This window comes from Variovorax sp. NFACC27, from assembly GCF_048301545.1.
Classification (GTDB): domain Bacteria; phylum Pseudomonadota; class Gammaproteobacteria; order Burkholderiales; family Burkholderiaceae_C; genus Variovorax; species Variovorax gossypii.
In genome coordinates this window covers 1,479,364-1,497,095 of the sequence record NZ_CP157613.1, presented here as the reverse complement: position 1 = coordinate 1,497,095, position 17,732 = coordinate 1,479,364, and the positions used below count along the sequence as shown (strand labels likewise).

Annotated in this window: 16 protein-coding genes; 9 read left to right on the top strand and 7 right to left on the bottom strand. The window is 69.8% G+C overall.

Going from position 1 to position 17,732, the window contains the following annotated elements:
* Nucleotides 1-59: 59 nt before the first annotated feature.
* Nucleotides 60-677 (bottom strand): 5-formyltetrahydrofolate cyclo-ligase, encoded by a 618-nt coding sequence (locus tag ABL840_RS06995; protein ID WP_093196784.1) that lies wholly within the window; start codon nucleotides 675-677, stop codon nucleotides 60-62.
* A gap of 9 nt (nucleotides 678-686) precedes the next feature.
* On the opposite strand from ABL840_RS06995, the gene ABL840_RS06990 reads away from it, so the two are divergent.
* From ABL840_RS06990 to ABL840_RS06980, 3 genes are all read left to right on the top strand, one after another.
* On the top strand, nucleotides 687-2,717 hold the full coding sequence (locus tag ABL840_RS06990) for a lytic transglycosylase domain-containing protein (RefSeq protein WP_093196786.1): 2,031 nt from the start codon (nucleotides 687-689) through the stop codon (nucleotides 2,715-2,717).
* Between the two features lie 12 nt (nucleotides 2,718-2,729).
* Nucleotides 2,730-3,284 carry an MgtC/SapB family protein gene (locus tag ABL840_RS06985; protein ID WP_093196788.1) on the top strand — a complete coding sequence of 185 codons (555 nt, stop codon included), beginning with the start codon at nucleotides 2,730-2,732 and terminating at the stop codon, nucleotides 3,282-3,284.
* A gap of 110 nt (nucleotides 3,285-3,394) precedes the next feature.
* Nucleotides 3,395-4,084: a glutathione S-transferase family protein gene (locus ABL840_RS06980; protein ID WP_093196790.1), complete on the top strand. Its 690-nt coding sequence runs from the start codon at nucleotides 3,395-3,397 to the stop codon at nucleotides 4,082-4,084.
* A 142-nt stretch (nucleotides 4,085-4,226) separates the two neighbouring features.
* On the opposite strand, the gene ABL840_RS06975 is transcribed toward ABL840_RS06980, so the two are convergent.
* A complete protein-coding gene (locus ABL840_RS06975; protein WP_093196792.1) occupies nucleotides 4,227-4,952 on the bottom strand; it encodes an OmpW/AlkL family protein in 726 nt (241 codons plus the stop codon).
* A gap of 164 nt (nucleotides 4,953-5,116) precedes the next feature.
* Between ABL840_RS06975 and ABL840_RS06970 the strand changes: the two genes are divergently transcribed.
* From ABL840_RS06970 to otsA, 5 genes are all read left to right on the top strand, one after another.
* The gene (locus ABL840_RS06970; protein WP_093196794.1) at nucleotides 5,117-6,286 is read left to right on the top strand and encodes a multifunctional CCA addition/repair protein; all 1,170 of its coding nucleotides are present in this window, start codon (nucleotides 5,117-5,119) and stop codon (nucleotides 6,284-6,286) included.
* Between the two features lie 91 nt (nucleotides 6,287-6,377).
* Complete coding sequence (locus tag ABL840_RS06965; RefSeq protein WP_093196796.1) at nucleotides 6,378-8,234, top strand: hybrid sensor histidine kinase/response regulator; 1,857 nt, start codon at nucleotides 6,378-6,380, stop codon at nucleotides 8,232-8,234.
* A gap of 102 nt (nucleotides 8,235-8,336) precedes the next feature.
* The gene (otsB, locus tag ABL840_RS06960; RefSeq protein WP_093196798.1) at nucleotides 8,337-9,140 is read left to right on the top strand and encodes a trehalose-phosphatase; all 804 of its coding nucleotides are present in this window, start codon (nucleotides 8,337-8,339) and stop codon (nucleotides 9,138-9,140) included.
* Entirely contained in the window at nucleotides 9,137-11,059 is a 1,923-nt protein-coding gene (locus ABL840_RS06955; RefSeq protein ID WP_093196800.1) for a glycoside hydrolase family 15 protein, read from the top strand. The genes otsB and ABL840_RS06955 overlap by 4 nt, the downstream gene beginning before the upstream one ends.
* A 106-nt stretch (nucleotides 11,060-11,165) precedes the next feature.
* Entirely contained in the window at nucleotides 11,166-12,551 is a 1,386-nt protein-coding gene (otsA, locus tag ABL840_RS06950; RefSeq protein ID WP_093196802.1) for an alpha,alpha-trehalose-phosphate synthase (UDP-forming), read from the top strand.
* Nucleotides 12,552-12,563: 12 nt separating this feature from the next.
* Here otsA and ABL840_RS06945 read toward each other — a convergent pair whose 3' ends face one another.
* Nucleotides 12,564-12,905, bottom strand: a complete 342-nt coding sequence (locus tag ABL840_RS06945; RefSeq protein WP_093196804.1) for a hypothetical protein — start codon at nucleotides 12,903-12,905, stop codon at nucleotides 12,564-12,566.
* Between the two features lie 172 nt (nucleotides 12,906-13,077).
* Here ABL840_RS06945 and ABL840_RS06940 point away from each other — a divergent pair, with 172 nt between their 5' ends.
* Nucleotides 13,078-14,523: a PLP-dependent aminotransferase family protein gene (locus tag ABL840_RS06940; RefSeq protein ID WP_093197237.1), complete on the top strand. Its 1,446-nt coding sequence runs from the start codon at nucleotides 13,078-13,080 to the stop codon at nucleotides 14,521-14,523.
* 25 nt (nucleotides 14,524-14,548) lie between these two features.
* On the opposite strand, the gene ABL840_RS06935 is transcribed toward ABL840_RS06940, so the two are convergent.
* From ABL840_RS06935 to ABL840_RS06920, 4 genes are read right to left on the bottom strand one after another with little or no spacing between them, the layout of a single operon-like run.
* The gene (locus ABL840_RS06935; protein WP_093196806.1) at nucleotides 14,549-14,995 is read right to left on the bottom strand and encodes a DUF1877 family protein; all 447 of its coding nucleotides are present in this window, start codon (nucleotides 14,993-14,995) and stop codon (nucleotides 14,549-14,551) included.
* The gene (locus tag ABL840_RS06930; RefSeq protein WP_093196808.1) at nucleotides 14,992-16,536 is read right to left on the bottom strand and encodes a tetratricopeptide repeat protein; all 1,545 of its coding nucleotides are present in this window, start codon (nucleotides 16,534-16,536) and stop codon (nucleotides 14,992-14,994) included. Before ABL840_RS06930 ends, ABL840_RS06935 begins: the two co-directional genes overlap by 4 nt.
* A gap of 42 nt (nucleotides 16,537-16,578) precedes the next feature.
* Entirely contained in the window at nucleotides 16,579-17,505 is a 927-nt protein-coding gene (locus tag ABL840_RS06925) for an ROK family protein (protein WP_093196810.1), read from the bottom strand.
* Between the two features lie 30 nt (nucleotides 17,506-17,535).
* On the bottom strand, nucleotides 17,536-17,730 hold the full coding sequence (locus ABL840_RS06920; RefSeq protein WP_093196812.1) for a DUF2905 domain-containing protein: 195 nt from the start codon (nucleotides 17,728-17,730) through the stop codon (nucleotides 17,536-17,538).
* Nucleotides 17,731-17,732 lie beyond the last annotated feature (2 nt).

The following is a 17,732-nucleotide window of genomic DNA, read 5'->3' as shown; positions in this document are numbered from 1 at the left end:
GTTGCCCCCGGCGAGGGGGTTGGCGAAGCGACACGAAGTGCGCGCAGCCTGGGGGAGAGTCAAGCTACCGGCCAGACCACGCCGTTGTCGTTCAGGATGGCGTCCAGCGGCAGGTCGTGCGCCTCTGGCTCGAAGTCCGCGACGAAGCCGTTGGTGAAGCCCAGACCCACCGTGAACGGCCGGGGCTCCAGCGCGGCCAGCGTGCGGTCGTAGAAGCCGCCGCCGTAGCCCAGGCGGTAGCCGCCGGCGCTGTAGCCCACGCAGGGCACGAACAGCAGGGTGGGCACGATCAGCTCGGTGTCCTTGGGCTTGGGAATGCCGTAGGCGTCCTCTTCCATCTGGCAGCCCGGATACCAGGCGTGGAAGGTCAGGGTCTTGTGAACCTTGTCGATCACCGGCAGTCCGATGCGGCGGCGCTGGGGCTCTTCCATGAGTTCGCCGTCCTCCTTCCAGCGGTGCAGGGCGGGAAGCGGATCGAATTCGCCCTTGATCGGCCAGTAGGCGCCGATCACGGTATCGGGCCGGCCCACCAGCCAGATCCGCATCACGCGCTGCAGAAGGTCGGCGCGTGTCAGCCGATCGGGCATCGCAAGACGTTGCTCGATGAGTGCTTTTCTCAACTGTTCCTTAAGAAAACTCGCCGTTGCCGAAGTGTCGGCACCCTTTGACTTGTCCATAATCCCCCGATGCAGTTCCCAAGCATTTTGGCATCCAAGAGCCATCGCCCGCGCAAAGCGGCACCCGCACTGGTTTTTTCCGCGGTCCTGGCCCTCGCCGCCTTGCTCTCGCAGCAGCCCGCCGCCGCGCAGAGCAACACCAACGACGACGTTCTGATCCAGATGAAGCAGGCCTTCCAGCGCGGCGACAAGGCCCGGCTGACTGCCCTGCTTCCGCAGGCCCGCGGCCACGCGCTCGAACCCTGGGCTGCCTACTGGGAACTCAAGGCGCGCCTGCAGGAGGCCGCCCCCAACGAGGTACAAGATTTCTACGCCCGCTACCCCGGCACCTACCAGGAAGATCGCCTGCGCAACGACTGGCTGCTGCTCACCGGCCAGCGCCGCGACTGGGACAACTTCTCCGCCTCGGTCGACGGCTTCCGCATGGGCGACGACGCGCAGGTGCGCTGCTACGCGATCCTGGTCGACACGCTGCGCAACGGCACCGCCACCCAGGCACAGGCCGACGAGGTGCGCCGCAACTGGCTCGCCCAGAAAGACCTGGACGACGGCTGCCTCACCGCCGCCGACCGCATGGTCGCCGCCCGCCTGATGTCGACCAACGACGTCTGGAAGAAGGCGCGGCTGGCCATGGAGGCCAACCGCCCGTCGGCCGCGCGCGCCGCCGTCACCATCGCAGCGCCCGACGCGCTGCCGCTGTTCGAGGAGCTCAACGCGAGCTCGGCCAAGTTCCTGACAGGCCGCGCCTTCGTGGCCGCCAAGTCGCGCAAGGAGCTGGTGGTGCTGGCGCTCATCAAGATCGCCATCGCCGACCCCGAACTGGCCGCCTCGCAGCTCGACAGCAAGTGGGGCCCGATGCTTTCCGCCGAGGAGCGCAACTGGCTCTGGGGCACCATCGGCCGCGCCGCCGCGCTGAAGCTCTGGCCGCAGGCCGGCGCCTATTACGCCAACGTCACCAAGAACAGCGACCTGTCCGACGACATGCTCGCCTGGCGCGTGCGCGCCGCCCTGCGCGCCGGCCAGTGGAAGGAAGTCGCGCCCGCCATCAACGCCATGAGCGAGACCGCCCAGCTCGACCCCACCTGGGTCTACTGGAAGGCCCGCGCCCTGTCCAATGCCGGCGGCGACGAACGCCGTGCCCAGGCCCGCGAGCTCTACCAGAGCATTGCCGGCTCGCGCGGCTTCTACGAGATGCTGGCGCTCGAGGAGCTGGGCCAGCGTACCGTGGCGGCCACGCGCCCGGCCCCGCTCACGCCCGAGGAAAAGGCCGCCGCGCGCAACAACCCCTCGCTCGCCCGCGGCCTCTACGCCATCGCCATCGGCCTGCGCCCCGAAGGCACGCGCGAGTGGAACTACGCCACCAACCTGCACGACAAGGGCGGCATGGACGACCGCGCGCTGCTGGCCGCCGCCGACTTCGCCTGCCAGCGCGAGGTGTGGGACCGCTGCATCAACACCAGCGAGCGCACCAAGGGCGTGGTCGACGTGGAGCAGCGCTTCCCGATGCCCTTCCACGACACGGTGCTGCGCAAGAGCCAGGACATCGGCCTCGACCCGGCCTACGTCTACGGCCTGATCCGCCAGGAAAGCCGCTTCATCATGGACGCGCGCTCCGGCGTCGGCGCCTCGGGCCTGATGCAGGTCATGCCCGCCACCGCGCGCTGGACGGCCCGCAAGATCGGCATGACCGACTTCTCGCCCAGCCAGATCAACGACCGCGAGACCAACATCACCATCGGCACCAACTACCTGAAGCTCGCGCTCGACGACTTCGACGGTTCCATGGCGCTGGCCGCCGCCGCGTACAACGCGGGCCCCGGCCGGCCGCGCAACTGGCGCAACGGCCCGGTGCTCGACGCCGCCATCTGGGCCGAGAACGTGCCGTTCAACGAGACGCGCGACTACGTGAAGAAGGTGCTGGCCAACACCACCAACTACGCCGCCATCATCAGCGGCCGGCCGCAGTCGCTGAAGGAGCGCCTGGGCCGCGTCGGCCCGCGCGACGCCTCCGAGCCCGAGCCGAACAAGGACCTCCCCTGAAGTCCGCCTGACATGAGCTGGCGCGACGAGGTCCTCGACACCATCGCGTCCGAGTTCTCGGATGCGGGCGACGTCGCGCAGCTCACGCGCATCGTGCTGCGCCTCACGCTCGCGGGCGCGCTGGGCTTCGTGCTCGGCTTCGAGCGCGAGCAGCAGGGCAAGGCCGCGGGCGTGCGCACCCACATGCTGGTGGCGATCGGCTCGGCGCTGTTCGTGCTGATCCCGCAGCAGACCGGCATCGTCCCGGCCGACATGAGCCGCGTCATCCAGGGGCTGGTGGCGGGCGTGGGCTTCCTGTGCGCCGGCACCATCCTCAAGCAGGGCAAGGACGAGAGCCACGTGCAGGGCCTGACCACGGCCGCTGGCCTGTGGATGACGGCCGCCATCGGCATGGCCTGCGGGCTCGGCCGCGAAGTGACCGCCGTGACGAGCGCGCTGCTCGCACTCGCGGTGCTGGCGCTGGTGCCGCGCCTCGTGAGCCTGATCGAGCGCGCGTCCGGGCCGAAGAAGCAGAGCAGCAAGAACAACAGCGACGGCGACAAGGACGACGACAGCCGCCGTCGCTGAACGAAGGCCGCGGCATCAATTCGCGCCGCGTTCGGCATCAATCGCCGTGCGGCGCACGGCTAGCATTGAAGGCTTTGTTTCAGAACCCCGCAACGGACCGGAGACCCCTCATGCGCAAGCTCTACGTCGGCAACAAGAACTACTCGTCATGGTCCATGCGGCCCTGGGTGCTGATGAAACAGGCCGGCATCGACTTCGAGGAAGTCGCCGTGCGCTTCGACTCCTTCGAGGCCGACTCGCAGTTCAAGCACACCATCGGCGCGCTGAACCCGGTGGCCAAGGTGCCGGTGCTGGTGGAAGACGACGGTCTCGTCATCTGGGACACGCTGGCCATCGCCGAATACCTCGCCGAGACCTTTCCCGAAAAGCAGCTCTGGCCCCGCGCCGCGGCCGACCGGGCGCGCGCCCGCAGCGTCTGCGCCGAGATGCACTCGGGCTTCGGCGGCCTGCGCGGCCATTGCGGCATGAACCTCGAGGCCTCGCTGCCCGAGGTGGGCGCGCGGCTGATGAAGGAAGTGCCCGAAGTCGCCAGCGACCTCGCGCGCATCGTGCAGATGTGGAGCGGCCTGCTCGACGCGCACGGCGGCCCGATGCTGTTCGGCCGCGAGTTCGGCATCGCCGACGCCTACTTCGCGCCCGTGGGCACGCGCATAAAGACCTACGGGCTGCCGGTTCCGCAGCGGATCACCGACTACATCGAGCGCGTGCAGGCGCTGCCGGGCGTCAAGGCGTGGATCGACGCCGGGCTCGCGGAAAAGGACTTCCTGCAATTCGAAGAGCCCTACCGCACGGGGCGATAGGGCTCTTCGAACAAGAGTGGCGTGCCCTTGCGAGGGGAATCGCGGGACACCGCGGAACCGGCTTTGCCGGGCCGCAGGTGTCGCCCCCGGTAGGGGGTTGGCGAAGCGACACGAAGTGCGCGCAGCCTGGGGCGAGCCAGGTTCAGAACCTGTACGTTGCCGACACGTAGGTGACGATCGGGTTCAGCTTCAGGCTGGCCTCGCTGGTGGCCACCGGCAGGCCGTAGACCGAGGTGGTGGTCAGCTTGGCCTTGGTCTTCAGCGGGATGTACGACACCGAGAACGAGATGCCCCAGTGCTTGTCGAACTGGTAGGCCGCGCCCACGTTGATCACCGGTGCGAACGAGCTGTCGAGCTTGGCCGTGGTGTTCACGGCGAAGGGCGACTGGTGGAACTGCGTGGCCAGCGCGCCCTGCAGGTTCGAGGTCAGCTTGACGTCGCTGTACCAGACGTAGGTGGCGCCCAGGCCCACGAACGGGCGGAAGGCGTCGTTGCCTTCGTTGAAGAAATACTTGCCCAGGATCGTGGGGCTCCACTGGCGGGCCTCGCCGAGCTGGCCCACGCGCCCGAGGGTGCCGGTGCCGTTGAGCTTGAACTTCGGCGGCACGCCGAACACGCCTTCCACCGCCCAGTGGCTGTCGAGGAAATAGGTGGCGCTGAGGCCGAGGGTGTCGGAGTCGCTCACGCTGGCGCCGGAACCGGCCAGCACGCTCGGGATGGGCGAAGTCACGGTCAGCGGCTTGCTCGAGTCCTGCGGCGACAGATGGAACCACCCTGCCCCGACGACCCAGTCGCCGGCCTGTTGCGCCATGGCGCTGCCGGACGCCAGGGCGCCCAGGGCTGCAAGCGCAATCGTTGTTTTCTTCATGATGTGAATTGCTCCTTTGATTGAAATATCCCTCTACGGATACGGGCGTCGGCTGTGACCGCCGCTGTAAATCTTCCGTATGACGAAAGATTGCCCGGTCCGATCGCCGGATTATCGAACGACCGTTCTATTTTCAATCCAAGGAGTATCCCTACACTGCGGCCATGAAAATCTTTCTCGTCGGCGGCGCGCTGCGCGACCGCCTGCTGGACCGCCCGGTATCCGACCACGACTGGCTGGTGGTCGGCGCCACGCCCGAGGAGATGGTGGCCCGCGGCTACCTGCCCGTGGGGCGCGACTTTCCGGTGTTCCTGCACCCCGAGACGCGCGAGGAATACGCGCTCGCCCGCACCGAGCGCAAGAGCGCGCCGGGCTATCGCGGCTTCACCGTGCACGCAGCCCCCGACGTCACGCTCGAGCAGGACCTCGCGCGCCGCGACCTGACCGTCAACGCCATCGCGCTGCCGTCGGAGCTGGTGAGCGCCGACGGCCGCTTCGACCCCACGCCCGGGACGCTGGCCGATCCCTTCCACGGTCAGCGCGACCTGCGCGACAAGGTGCTGCGCCACGTGACCGACGCCTTCCGCGAGGACCCGGTGCGCATCCTGCGCGTGGCGCGCTTCGCGGCCCGCTTCGACGACTTCGGCGTCGCTCCCGAGACCAAGGCGCTGATGCGCGAGATGGTCGCGGCCGGCGAAGTCGACGCGCTGGTGCCCGAGCGCGTGTGGCAGGAGCTGTCGCGCGGCCTGATGGAAACGCGCCCTTCCCGCATGTTCGAGGTGCTGCGCGAATGCGGGGCGCTGGCGGTGCTGCTGCCCGAGATCGAAGCCGACGCGCGGACCATGCAGGCGATCGACATCGCCGCGGGGCAGAAGGCGTCGCTGGCCGTGCGCTTCGCCTGCCTGACCGGCGGCCTCGGCCGGAGCGGGCCACCCGGTCTGAAGGCACTGCATGCGGTGTGCGAACGCTGGCGCGTGCCGGTGGAGATCCGAGAACTGGCCGAGGTAGTGGCGCGCGAACAGGGCCACATCGACGACAGCGGCACGCTCGACGCCTCCGGCCTGGTCCGCCTGCTGGAGCGCTGCGATGCCTTCCGCAAGCCGGCGCGCTTCGCCGAGGCGCTGCAGGCCTGCGAGTGCGATGCGCGCAGCTCAGGCGGCGGCGAGGCACCCTACGCGCCGCGCCAGCACCTGCTCGCGGTGCTGGCCACGGCGGCGGCCGTACCCACCGACGTGGTGGCCAGGGCCGCCCAGCAGTCCGGCGCCACCGGCCCGAAGATCGGCGAGGCCATCCACCGGGCGCGGGTCGAGGCCGTCGCGGCATCGCCGGCCTGAGCCTCGCTGGCGGAACACCGCCTGAAGACCGCCCGCCGGGACATGACTTCTGGCACTTCCCGGTGCAGGCCCTGTCGATAGCATCGGCCGGGTGAATGCCACCGCGCCGAAGCCGTCACGCGAATCCGCCGACTTCCCGCTCCCCTCGGGGCCGGACGAACTGGCCCTGCGCGTGCTGCGCGAGCACGTGGCCTCGGTGTACGCGGCCTACAACGCGTCGGTGTTCGTGCACTTCGGCCTGGGCGCGGCACTGGGCACCGCCATGTACGTGCACCAGCCGCGCACCTGGATCCTGGTCTGGATGGCGGTGCATCTCTCGCTCGGCCTGTTCCTGTTCCTCATGCCGCGCTGGCACCCGGGCGTGCCGCTCGCCGACACCACGCGCTGGGCACGCCGGCACTCGCGCACCGTCACCGCCGTGGGCGTGGGCATGGCGAGCGCGCCGCTGCTGTTCATCTCCCCCGACGACCTGCCCGTGACCTCGGTGGTGACGGTGGTCATCATCGGCAGCTGCGCCCGCGCCATGCAGCTGCTGTGGCCGCTCAAGCCCGCGCTGTACGGCTACACCCTGCCGATGATGCTGAGCCTGATCGCCGTGCTGGCCTGGCAGGGCGACGCCATGCACTTCTTCCTTGCGATCTTCAGCCTGGGCTACCTGCTGTTCACGCTGCGCGTGGGCAACCAGCAGCACAGGCTGCTGACCGATTCGCTGGTGCTTCGCTTCGAGAACGAGGCGCTGGCCGGGCAGCTCGGCAGGCAGATCGCGGTGGCCGAGCGCGCCAGCGCGGAGAAGACGCGCTTCCTCGCCACCGCCAGCCACGACCTGCGCCAGCCGCTGCATGCAATCGCTCTCTTCGGCGCGGCGCTGGAAAACGAACTGCGCGAGCACCACGGCGGGCGCAATGCGCGGCAACTGATGCGCGCGGTGAACGCGCTGGGCAATTCGCTCGACACCATGCTCGACGTGTCGCGCCTCGACGCGGGCGTGGTCACGCCCACCGTGGTGCCCGTGCCGCTCGACGCGCTGTTCCGCTCGCTCAACCACATGTTCGCGGCGCGGGCCGAGCAGCGGCAGCTTCAGCTGCGCGTGCAGGCCAGCGGCCTGTGGGTGCGCAGCGATCCGCAGCTGCTGTTTCGCATGCTCTCGAACCTCGTCGACAACGCGCTGAAGTACACGGCACGCGGCGGCGTCGCGGTGCGGGCCCGCGCGCGCGGCGACATGGTGTGGATCGAGGTGTTCGACACCGGCATCGGCATCGCGCCCGAGCAGCAGGAGCGCGTGTTCGAGGAGTACTACCAGGTGCACAACCCGGGCCGCGACCGCACGCAGGGCCTGGGCATCGGCCTGTCGATCGTGCAGCGGCTCTCGCGGCTGCTGGGGCACCCGGTGCAGCTGAAGTCGCGCCCGGGCCGCGGCAGCCGCTTCCGCCTGCGCCTGCCGGCCTCGGCCGCGGACGAGGCGACGACGCCCTCGGCCGGCCTTGCAACGCCCTTCGCCGCCGGGGCCATGCCCGATCCGGTGCGCACCGTACGCACGCCCCTCGCGACACGCGGACGCATCCTGCTGATCGACGACGAGGCGGAGGTGCGCGAGGCCATGACCGGTTTCTTCCAGGCCCACGGCCTCGCGGTGGAGACCGCGGCCGACGAAGCCGAGGCCGCCGAGCTGCTCGCCCGGCCCGAGACGCGCGAGCACCCGTTCGCGCTGCTGGTGTGCGACTACCGCCTCGCCGACGGCGACAACGGGCTCGACGTCGGCCAGCGGCTGCAGCGCCGCTTCGATCTGCAGGCGCCGCTGCTGCTGGTGACCGGCGAGACCTCGCCCGAGCGGCTGCAGCGCGTGCGCGCCTCGGGCGTGCCGGTGCTGTTCAAGCCGGTGAGCGCCACGACGCTGCTGGGCGTGCTCGCCGAGCTGATCCCCCAGGCGGAGACGGAAACGGCTCACTGAGCTGCTTTCGGGGGATCGCCCGGGCAGGCCCCGGGGATGATCCGGGGAGATTGGGCTTTCGCCGACAAGCGCCGCGCACGGTGCGTGTTAAGGTTTTCCCCGATGCCAAAGTCCTCCAGCAACTCGCAGTTGCCACCTCCGTTGGGCCGGGACGCAGCCCTCTTCCTCGACTTCGACGGTACGCTGGTCGGGCTCGCGCCCACGCCTGAAGCCATCGAGATTCCGCCGGCCCTCGTGCCCCTGCTGGCCGACCTGCGCGACCAGCTGGGCGGCGCGCTCGCCGTGGTTTCGGGCCGCCAGATCGATTCCATCGACCGTTTCCTCGCGCCGCTGCGCCTGCCCGCTGCCGGCGAGCACGGCGTGCAGCGACGCGACGCCGAGGGCCGCATGCAGGAGCAGCGCCCGCCCGACCTCGTGCCCATCCTCGACGTCGCCAACGAACTCGCGCGCGTGCACGAAGGCCTGCTGGTGGAGCGCAAGCACGCCGCCATCGCCCTGCACTACCGGCTCGCGCCGCAGCTCGAGGCGGTGTGCCGCGACGCGATGTCGCGCGCCATCGCGAACCATCCGCAGCTGGAGCTGATGCACGGCAAGTTCGTGTTCGAGGTGAAGCCCGCGGGCGTCAACAAGGGCATCGCCATCGACGCCTTCATGACCGAGGCGCCCTTCGCGGGCCGCACGCCCGTCTTCCTCGGCGACGACACCACCGACGAGAGCGGCTTCGCCGTGGTGCAGCCGCGCGGAGGCATCGCCGTGAAGGTCGGCTCGGGGCCGAGCCTGGCGCTGCACCGCCTCGAATCGCCGCGCGCCGTGTACGAATGGCTCGTGCAGGCACGCGACATGCTCGCTGCACGGCCGCAGGACACCGCAAGCCAACCCGAAGAATCACCGAGGAGCCCCCGATGAGCGAACAACAACTGCCGGTGGCGCCCGAGGACCGCGCCGGCCAGGCGCTGGCTGGCGCGGCCGGCCCGGACGATCGCGCGCCGGTCGACGCGCAGGCGGCCGCCGCCCCCGGACCGCGAGGATTCGCGCCGCCGGCCGAGCCCTCTCTCGACGTGGGCGTGATCGGCAACTGCGCCTACAGCGCGCTCATCGACGCGCGCGGCCGCGCCGTGTGGTGCTGCCTGCCGCGCTTCGACGGCGACCCGGTGTTCAACGCCCTGCTGCATCCCGGCGAGGATGCCGGCGCCTGGAGCATCGACATCGAGAACTTCGCCGAGGCGAAGCAGTGGTACGAGCCGAACACCGCCGTGCTGCGCACGCAGCTCTTCGACAGCGCGGGCCAGGGCATCGAGATCACCGACTTCGCGCCGCGCTTCTACAGCCGCTCGCGCTACTTCCGCCCGCTGATGATCGTGCGCCGCGTGCGGCCCATCGCGGGCGCGCCGCGCATCCGCGTGTCGCTCGACCCGCGCTTCCAGTGGGGCTCGTCGGCGCCGGTGGAGGTCACGCGCGGCAGCAACCACATCCGCTACGTCGGCCCCGACGTGACGCTGCGGCTGAACACCGACGCGTCGATCTCGCACATCCTCTCGCGCCAGCCCTTCGTGCTCTCGCGCGAGTACAACTTCATGTTCGGCGTGGACGAGACGCTGATGGACGGCATCGCCGACACCGCGCGCCGCTTCGAGCAGGAGACCATCTCCTACTGGCGCACCTGGAGCAAGCGCCTGGCCATTCCCCTCGAGTACCAGGACGCGGTGATCCGCGCGGCCATCACGCTGAAGCTCTCGCTGTACGAGGACACCGGCGCCATCGTCGCGGCCATGACCACCAGCATTCCCGAGGCGCCGGGCAGCCAGCGCAACTGGGACTACCGCTACTGCTGGCTGCGCGACGCCTTCTTCGTGGTGCGCGCGCTCAACTCGCTCAGCGAGGTAGGCACCATGGAGGACTACCTGCGCTGGCTCGGCAACGTGGTGATCGGCTCGCACGGCGAGCACATCCAGCCGCTGTACGGCATCGGACTGGAGCGCGAGTTGCCCGAGTCCTTCGTCGACGGGCTGCCGGGCTATCGCGGCATGGGCCCGGTGCGCGTGGGCAACCAGGCCCAGGAGCACTTCCAGCACGACGTGTACGGCAACATCGTGCTCGGCGCGGCGCAGGCCTTCCACGACCAGCGGCTGCTCAGCCGCGCGGGACTGGCGGAGTTCCCGCACCTGGAGGCGGTGGGCGAGCGGGCGGTGCGCGTCTACGGCACGCCCGACGCCGGCATGTGGGAGCTGCGCACCCGCGCGCGCGTGCACACCAGCTCGGCGCTGATGAGCTGGGCCGCCTGCGACCGGCTCGCGAAGATCGCGCGCACGCTGCAGCTGCCCGAGCGCGCCGCCTACTGGCACGGCCATGCCTCGCGCATGAAGGAAGAGATCCTCGCCAAGTCGTGGTGCGAGGAGCGCCAGGCCTTCGCCGAGAGCTTCGGCGGGCACGAGCTCGACGCGAGCATCCTGCTGATGGTGGAAGTGGGCCTGATCGACGCGCGCGACCCGCGCTTCATCTCCACCGTCGACGCGATGGAGAAGTCGTTGTGCGACGGCCCCTACATGCGCCGCTACGAGGCCGCCGACGACTTCGGCAAGCCCGAGACCGCATTCAACATCTGCACCTTCTGGCGCATCGACGCGCTGGCCAAGATCGGCCGCAAGGCCGAGGCCCGCCAGATCTTCGAGACCATGCTCGCGGCGCGCAACCCGCTGGGCCTGCTGTCGGAGGACACGCACCCGGTCACGGGCGAGATGTGGGGCAACTTTCCGCAGACCTATTCGATGGTCGGCATCATCAACGCGGCCGTGCGACTGTCCGCTCCCTGGGACTCTTGCATATGAAACAGGCCCCCCGGCTTTTCACTCGCTTCGCTCGTGCAACTCCACCCCCCGGAGGGGAGGCACGGCCCGCCTTGGGGCGGCCCGGCGGCGGCCGCAAGGAGGCTCCATGAGCCGTCTCGTCGTAGTTTCCAACCGCGTGGCCGACCCGCGCAAGCCCGCCGCCGGCGGCCTGGCCGTGGCGCTGGGCGAGAGCCTGCAGCAAAGCGGCGGCCTTTGGTTCGGCTGGAGCGGACAGGTCATAGAGGGCGGCCCGACCGGCGAAGGCGAGCTGCACAGGCAGCAGGCCGGCAAGGTCACGCTCGCCACCCTCGACCTGAGCCGCGAGGACCACGACAGCTACTACCTCGGCTACAGCAACGACGTGCTCTGGCCGGTGTTCCACAACCGGCTCGACCTGGCGCACTTCGACGCCGGCTTCGTCGGCGGCTACCGGCGCGTGAACCAGCTGTTCGCGCGCAAGCTGCTGCCGCTGCTGAAGGACGACGACATCATCTGGGTGCACGACTACCACCTGATCCCGCTGGCGGCCGAGCTGCGCGCCATGGGCTGCAGGCAGCGCATCGGCTTCTTCCTGCACATTCCGCTGCCGCCGCAGATCATCACCGCGGCCATCCCGCAGCACGAGTGGCTGATGCGCTCGCTGTTCGCCTACGACCTGATCGGCTTCCAGGCGCAGCAGGACGTGCAGCACTTCGAGCACTACGTGCGCAACGAGGCCAACGGCGAGTACCTGGGCGACGAGATGTACCGAGCCTACGGGCAGACGGTGCGCGCCGCCGCCTTCCCCATCGGCATCGACGTGGACGAGTTCGCTGCGCTCACGCATGCGAAGGAGTCGCGCGACATGTACGAGACCATGAAGCGCGAGTATTCGCAGCGCCGGCTGCTGCTGGGCATCGACCGGCTCGACTATTCGAAGGGCATTCCGCAGCGCGTGCGCTCGTTCCGCGAGCTGCTGGCGAACTACCCCGAGAACCGGCGCAGCGCCACGCTGATCCAGATCGCCTCGCCCACGCGCGAGACGGTCGACGCGTATGCCGACATCCGGCGCGAGCTCGAATCGCTGTGCGGTGCCATCAACGGCGACTACGGCGAGCTCGACTGGATGCCGGTGCGCTACATCCACCGCATGGTGGCGCGCAAGCGGGTGCCGGGCCTGTGCCGCGCGGCGGCCGTGGGGCTGGTGACGCCGCTGCGCGACGGCATGAACCTCGTCGCGAAGGAATACATCGCGGCGCAGGACCCGGCCGACCCGGGCGTGCTGGTGCTGTCGCGCTTCGCGGGGGCGGCCGAGCAGCTGAGGGAAGCGCTGCTGGTGAACCCCTACGACACGCACGGTACGGCGGAGACCGTGCAGCAGGCGCTGCAGATGCCGCTGGAAGAGCGGCGCGAGCGGCACCAGAAGCTGCTGTCGCGCATCCGCGAGCAGGACATCCACTGGTGGCGGCGCAGCTTTCTCGATGCGCTGCGCGAGGCGGCGAGCGAGCGCTGAGCCCCTCGCCGGCTACCAGCCGGTCAGCAGCCGCACGAACCGCATCACGGGCCGCGCCTCGGCCACCGCTGCCCTCGGCGCCCGCTGCACGGACAGCGGCGCGTGCACCCTCAGGTGCACCGGCGTCAGCGCCGACACCTCGATCCAGCCGCCGTGCGGCAGCCGGTGCACGTCGCCCTCCTCGAGCGGCGTCTCGGTCATGAACACGGTCTCGCCCAGCCAGCCGGGCGGCGAGACCACGCGGGCGCGTCCTTCGGCCAGGTGCAGCCATGCGCCGGCATCGACCGGCAGGCGCAGGGACTGGCCTGGCTCGAGAACGATGGAATCGGGCGCTTGGGAGAGTGTGGTGATCATGGCGGACCTCGGAAGAACGAGGCTTCATCGTAGGAATCCGGGCGCCCGAAAAACAGGCACACGCAGCGGCTATTGCAGCCGTAACAGCCGAGCTGGAAACGCATCTGTTATGGTCGTTTTCCCAGCCAACTGCATCTGTTTTCGGATGCCCGATGCGGGGAACATCGACGCCATGGATTCGCTACCGCTCTACCGCCAGCTTTCCGCGCACTACGTGGATGCGATCCACACCGGCTCGCTCAAGCAGGGCGACAAGCTGCCGTCGTTGCGCAGCCTGATGCGGCTGCACGACATCAGCCTGTCGACCGCGCTGCAGGTCTGCCGCGCCATGGAAAGCGACGGCTGGGTCGAGGCGCGCGACCGCTCCGGGTATTTCGTGCGCCGGCCGCAGCGGCTGGCCATCGCGCCCATGGAAGAGCCCGTGGCCGACGTGCCGCCCGATCCGGCGCAGTTCGTCAGCATGCGCGCGCGCATGGCCAACTTCATGGCGCGCGGCCGGCACACCGGCGTGAAGCTCAACTTCGCCATCGCCCGCGCAGCGCCCGAGCTGTATCCCGCCGAGGCCCTGCGCAACTCGATGACGCGCGCGCTGCGCCAGCGGCCCGAGCTGCTGACCACCGCCTCGTCGCAGAAGGGCCACGAGCAGTTCCGCGAGGCCGTGGCGCAGCGCAGCCTGCGCATCGGCATGACGGTGCCGCCCGACGAGGTGCTCGTCACCAACGGCTGCATCGAGGCGCTGAACCTCGCGCTGCGCGCCATCGCGAAGCCCGGCGACACGGTGGCCGTGGAATCGCCCACCTTCTACGGCCTGTTGCAGGTGCTCGAGAGCCTGGGCCTTCGCGCGCTGGAGATTCCCACCAGCCCGCAGACCGGCATCTCGCTGGAAGCGCTCGACCTCGCCATCCACACCTACGACGACATCAAGGCCGTGGTGGTGGTGCCGCACCTGCAGAACCCCATCGGCAGCGTGATGCCCGACAGCCACAAGCAGCGACTCGCGCACCTGTGCGAGAGCCACGGCATCGCGCTCGTCGAGGACGACACCTACAGCGACCTCGTGGAGAGCGACGCGCCGCTGCGTGCCCTGAAGTCGTGGGACCGCACGGGCAACGTGATCTATTGCGCCTCGCTGCACAAGGTGCTGGCGCCGGGGCTGCGGCTGGGCTGGATCACCGCCGGGCGCTGGCACGCGCAGGTGGAGATGCTCAAGTACGCCCAGACCCGCAACAACGAGGCGCTGGCGCAGATCGCCGCGGGCGAGTACATCGCGGGCGGCGCCTACGACCGCCACCTGCGCCGGCTGCGCGAGCGGCTGCACGTGCAGCGCGACCAGACGGCCGACGCCATCGCCAGGTACTTCCCGGCGGGCACGCGCATGAACCTGCCGCGCGGCGGGCTCCAGCTGTGGGTGGAGCTGCCGGGGCAGCGCTCGTCGGTGAACGTCTTCGATGCCGCGCTGCGCGAGCAGATGCTGGTGGCGCCGGGCGCGCAGTTCTCGAACTCGGGGCGCTTCGACAACTACCTGCGCATCAACTGCGGCTGGCCGTATTCCGATGCCGTCGAGGCCGGGCTGCGGCGGCTCGGCGAGATCGTGTCGGCCGTGCGGCCGGCGAGCTAGGGCCGGTCGACCCGGCTAACCCCGTTCAGACGATGTAGAACACCACGGCGTCGCGCCTCGAGGCTGCGCCGGCGAAGAAGCGCTTGACGCCTTCCATGAAGTCCGCGAGGTCCTGCGCGCCGTCCTGCCAGACCTTGGCCCAGTAAAGCTCGCCGAACTTCGCCGGCTCGCCCGTGAAGCGGCCCACGAGTTCGCTGACGTCGCATTGCGCGAGCCGCGCCGCCGCGCGCTCCACGTGGGCGGCCGTGAGATAGATGCAGCCCAGCCCGTCGGTGCCGTCGAGTTCCTCGCCGTCGATCGCCTCGGGCATCAGTGTGCGCACCACGTCCCAGGCCTGCTCCACCGTCTGGCTGTCGTGCGGTCCGCCCTGCGCGGCGGGCGAGTTCAGGAAGCCGGAGACGGTGGACGGGTCGATCACCAGCGCGCGCAGCCGGTAGCGGTCGAGGGCGTAGAAGGCGGCGCCGATGCTCATGTACTCGGTTCCATGCGCGCCGCACGCGCCACGGCCGCCAGCGCGATGCTCACGCTTTCTATGTTGCGCTGCGCGTTGTCGATGTTCCGGAAATGATCGGGCGTGCAGATCTGGTTGAGCAGCAGCGTGCGCTTGAAGTGCAGCAGCGCCTGGCGCAGGTCGCCCTCTTCCTGCGCGATCAGGCCCAGGTCGTTGTGGGCATTGGCGGCCGTCGCGGAAATGCCGCGGCAGCTGCGCTGCTGGATGTCGAGCGAGCGCTCGAACAGCTCCCGAGCCCGGACGAAGTCGCGGCGCGACATGTGCAGGCTGGCGAAGTTGTTGAGCATGTCGGAGTGCAGTTCGGTGTCGCCCTCGCCCGGCGGGAGCTTGTCGAGATGCACCAGGGCGCGGGCATAGCAGAGCTCGGCCTTCACGTCCTGCCCTGACTCGGCATAGAGGAACGCCAGGTTGTTGAAGGCGCGCACCACGCCGTCGCTGGAGCCGCCCCCGGCCTCGGACACCGCCATGGCGATGGTCTTCTTGTAGAGCGCCTCGGCCTCGTCGGCCCGCCCGGCCGCGGCGTGCAGCAGCGCGAGCGTGTTGGTCGGCCCGCGTCGCCAGCTGTCGTCGAGGCCCAGCTGGCCGATCATCGCGATGGCTTCGTCCGCCGATGCCTGGGCCTTTTCGTTCCAGCGCAGCCGGCGGCACAGCTCGGCATGGCTGGACAGGTGCAGCACCACGGTCTTGTCGGGACCGCCGTGCAGACGCCGGCTGGCGGCGACGGCTTCGGCGCAGAGCTTCTCGGCGCTCTGCAGGTCGCCCTGGGCGAGCGCATCGCGGTAACGCGCCTCGCGATCGTCGAGCAGGTTCAGCAGCGCGCCCTGTTCGTCGGAGGTCGCGCCGCGCGCCTTGCGCTGCTCGATGCCGACCAGCGTCAGGTCGAGTGCCTTGCGGGCGACGTCCATGTCCTCGGCGGGCATGCCGATCTTGCGGCCGATGGAGAGGCTTTCCTCGAGGCTGGCCCGCGCCTTGTCGAAGGCATCGACGCGGTAGCAGGCCTGGCCGAGCATGCACAGGGTCATGGCGAGGTTCTGGTGCGGCCCCCTGAACACGCGGCGCATGGCCGTGACGATCTGCTCGCCGATGGCGACGGCCTGCCCCCAGTCGCCAGCCTCGGCGGCGGCCACGAAGCGCTCCTGCAGCTTGTTGGCTTCGGCCAGGGCGGCGAGGTCGAAGTCCTTTGCTGCGTCCCTCGGCGCGGGGCGGCGGGTGGCCTGGCGCGCGGCGGGGGCCTCATCGCCATCGCCGTCCATTGCTCCGGTTCCGCCTTCCTTCAATTGCTTCAGGCGCCGGTGAACCCACCAGAGATCGAACAACAGCCACGGCAGCAGCACCATGAGACAGAAGCGCGAACCCGGCAGGCCCGCGAGCCCGTAGAGCAGCAGCCCCAGTTGCGCCGCGCCGCCCAGGTAGCTCCCCAGATAGAAGCGATGCGCTCCGATGAAGCCTCCCACCAGCCACAGCAGCCAGGCGAAGGAGGAGCGGCGAGGCGACGGGGTCATGGTTCCGCCGATGGTTCTGGTGTTGCGTGCCGCCGGTGCCGGTCAGTCGAGCAGCGCGAGCGCCGCGTAGTCGCCGACCTTGTCGCCCAGGCCCGCCGGGACGAGGCGCACGCCCTGCGTGAGCGGCGGCAGCTTGCCGTCGACCTGCGCCTGCAGCTTCGGCAGCAGGAAGTCGCGGTGGTGCCAGAACACGCTGCCGCCCAGGCTGATGCGCTGCAGGTCGAGCGTGGCGATCAGGTTGTAGAGCATGCGGCCCATCACGCGGCACAGCGCATCGACGATTTCCAGCGAATGCCGCTCGCCGGCCGCCGCCGAACTGAAGAGATCGGCCGCGGGCTGGCCGAAGCGCCGCGCGATCGAGTTGCCGGCGATCAGCCCCTCGACGTCGCCCACGTTGCCGCAGCCGCACAGCGCGCCGCTGGCGTCGTCGACCACGAAGCTGTGGCCCGCGTGGCCGGCATTGCCGTTCTTTCCGCGCAGCGCGCGGCCGTCCACGCACAGGCCGACGCCCACGCCGGTGCTCCAGGTGACGTAGGCGCAGTCGTCCATGCCCTTGAGCGCGCCCCAGTGGCGCTCGGCCTCCAGCGCGGCCACCGCGTCGTTCTCGACCCGCACGCGGGCGAAGCGTTTAGCCAGCGGGGCCTCGACCAGCGCGGTCATCCAGTTGTTGGGCAGGCCCCGAGCCGGGCCGGCGATGCCGCCACAGATATTGGGCGTGGCCAGTTCGACCTTGCCGTCGCGCAGCTCGAAAGGTCCGGCCGACGACACGCCCACGCGGTCGATGGACGCAGCATCGACCCCCTGCTCCGCGCAGACCTCGTCGATCATCCGCATGATCTGCACAGCCACCGCGTCGTTGTCGCCGGTCTTGGCCGTGGGCTCGCTGCGGCGGCCGATCAGCGGCGCGTCGCTCGAAGCGGAAAGGCTCACGGCCACCTTGGTGCCGCCGATGTCTACGCAGGCTCTCATCGCAGTTTGTCTTTTCCTTGTTTCTCGTCTCTACAGGAGGCGCGCGACCAGCGCCGCGATCATGCTGAGCACGATGGTGCTCGCGATCGGCAGCTGCCACTCGCGCCCGAAGGCACGGAACTCGAAATCGCCCGGCAGGCGACCGAAGCCGAAGCGGCGCAGCCAGGCGGTCAGGCCGCTCATGAGCACCAGCGCGAGGACGACGACGATCAGCCAGCGGAACATAA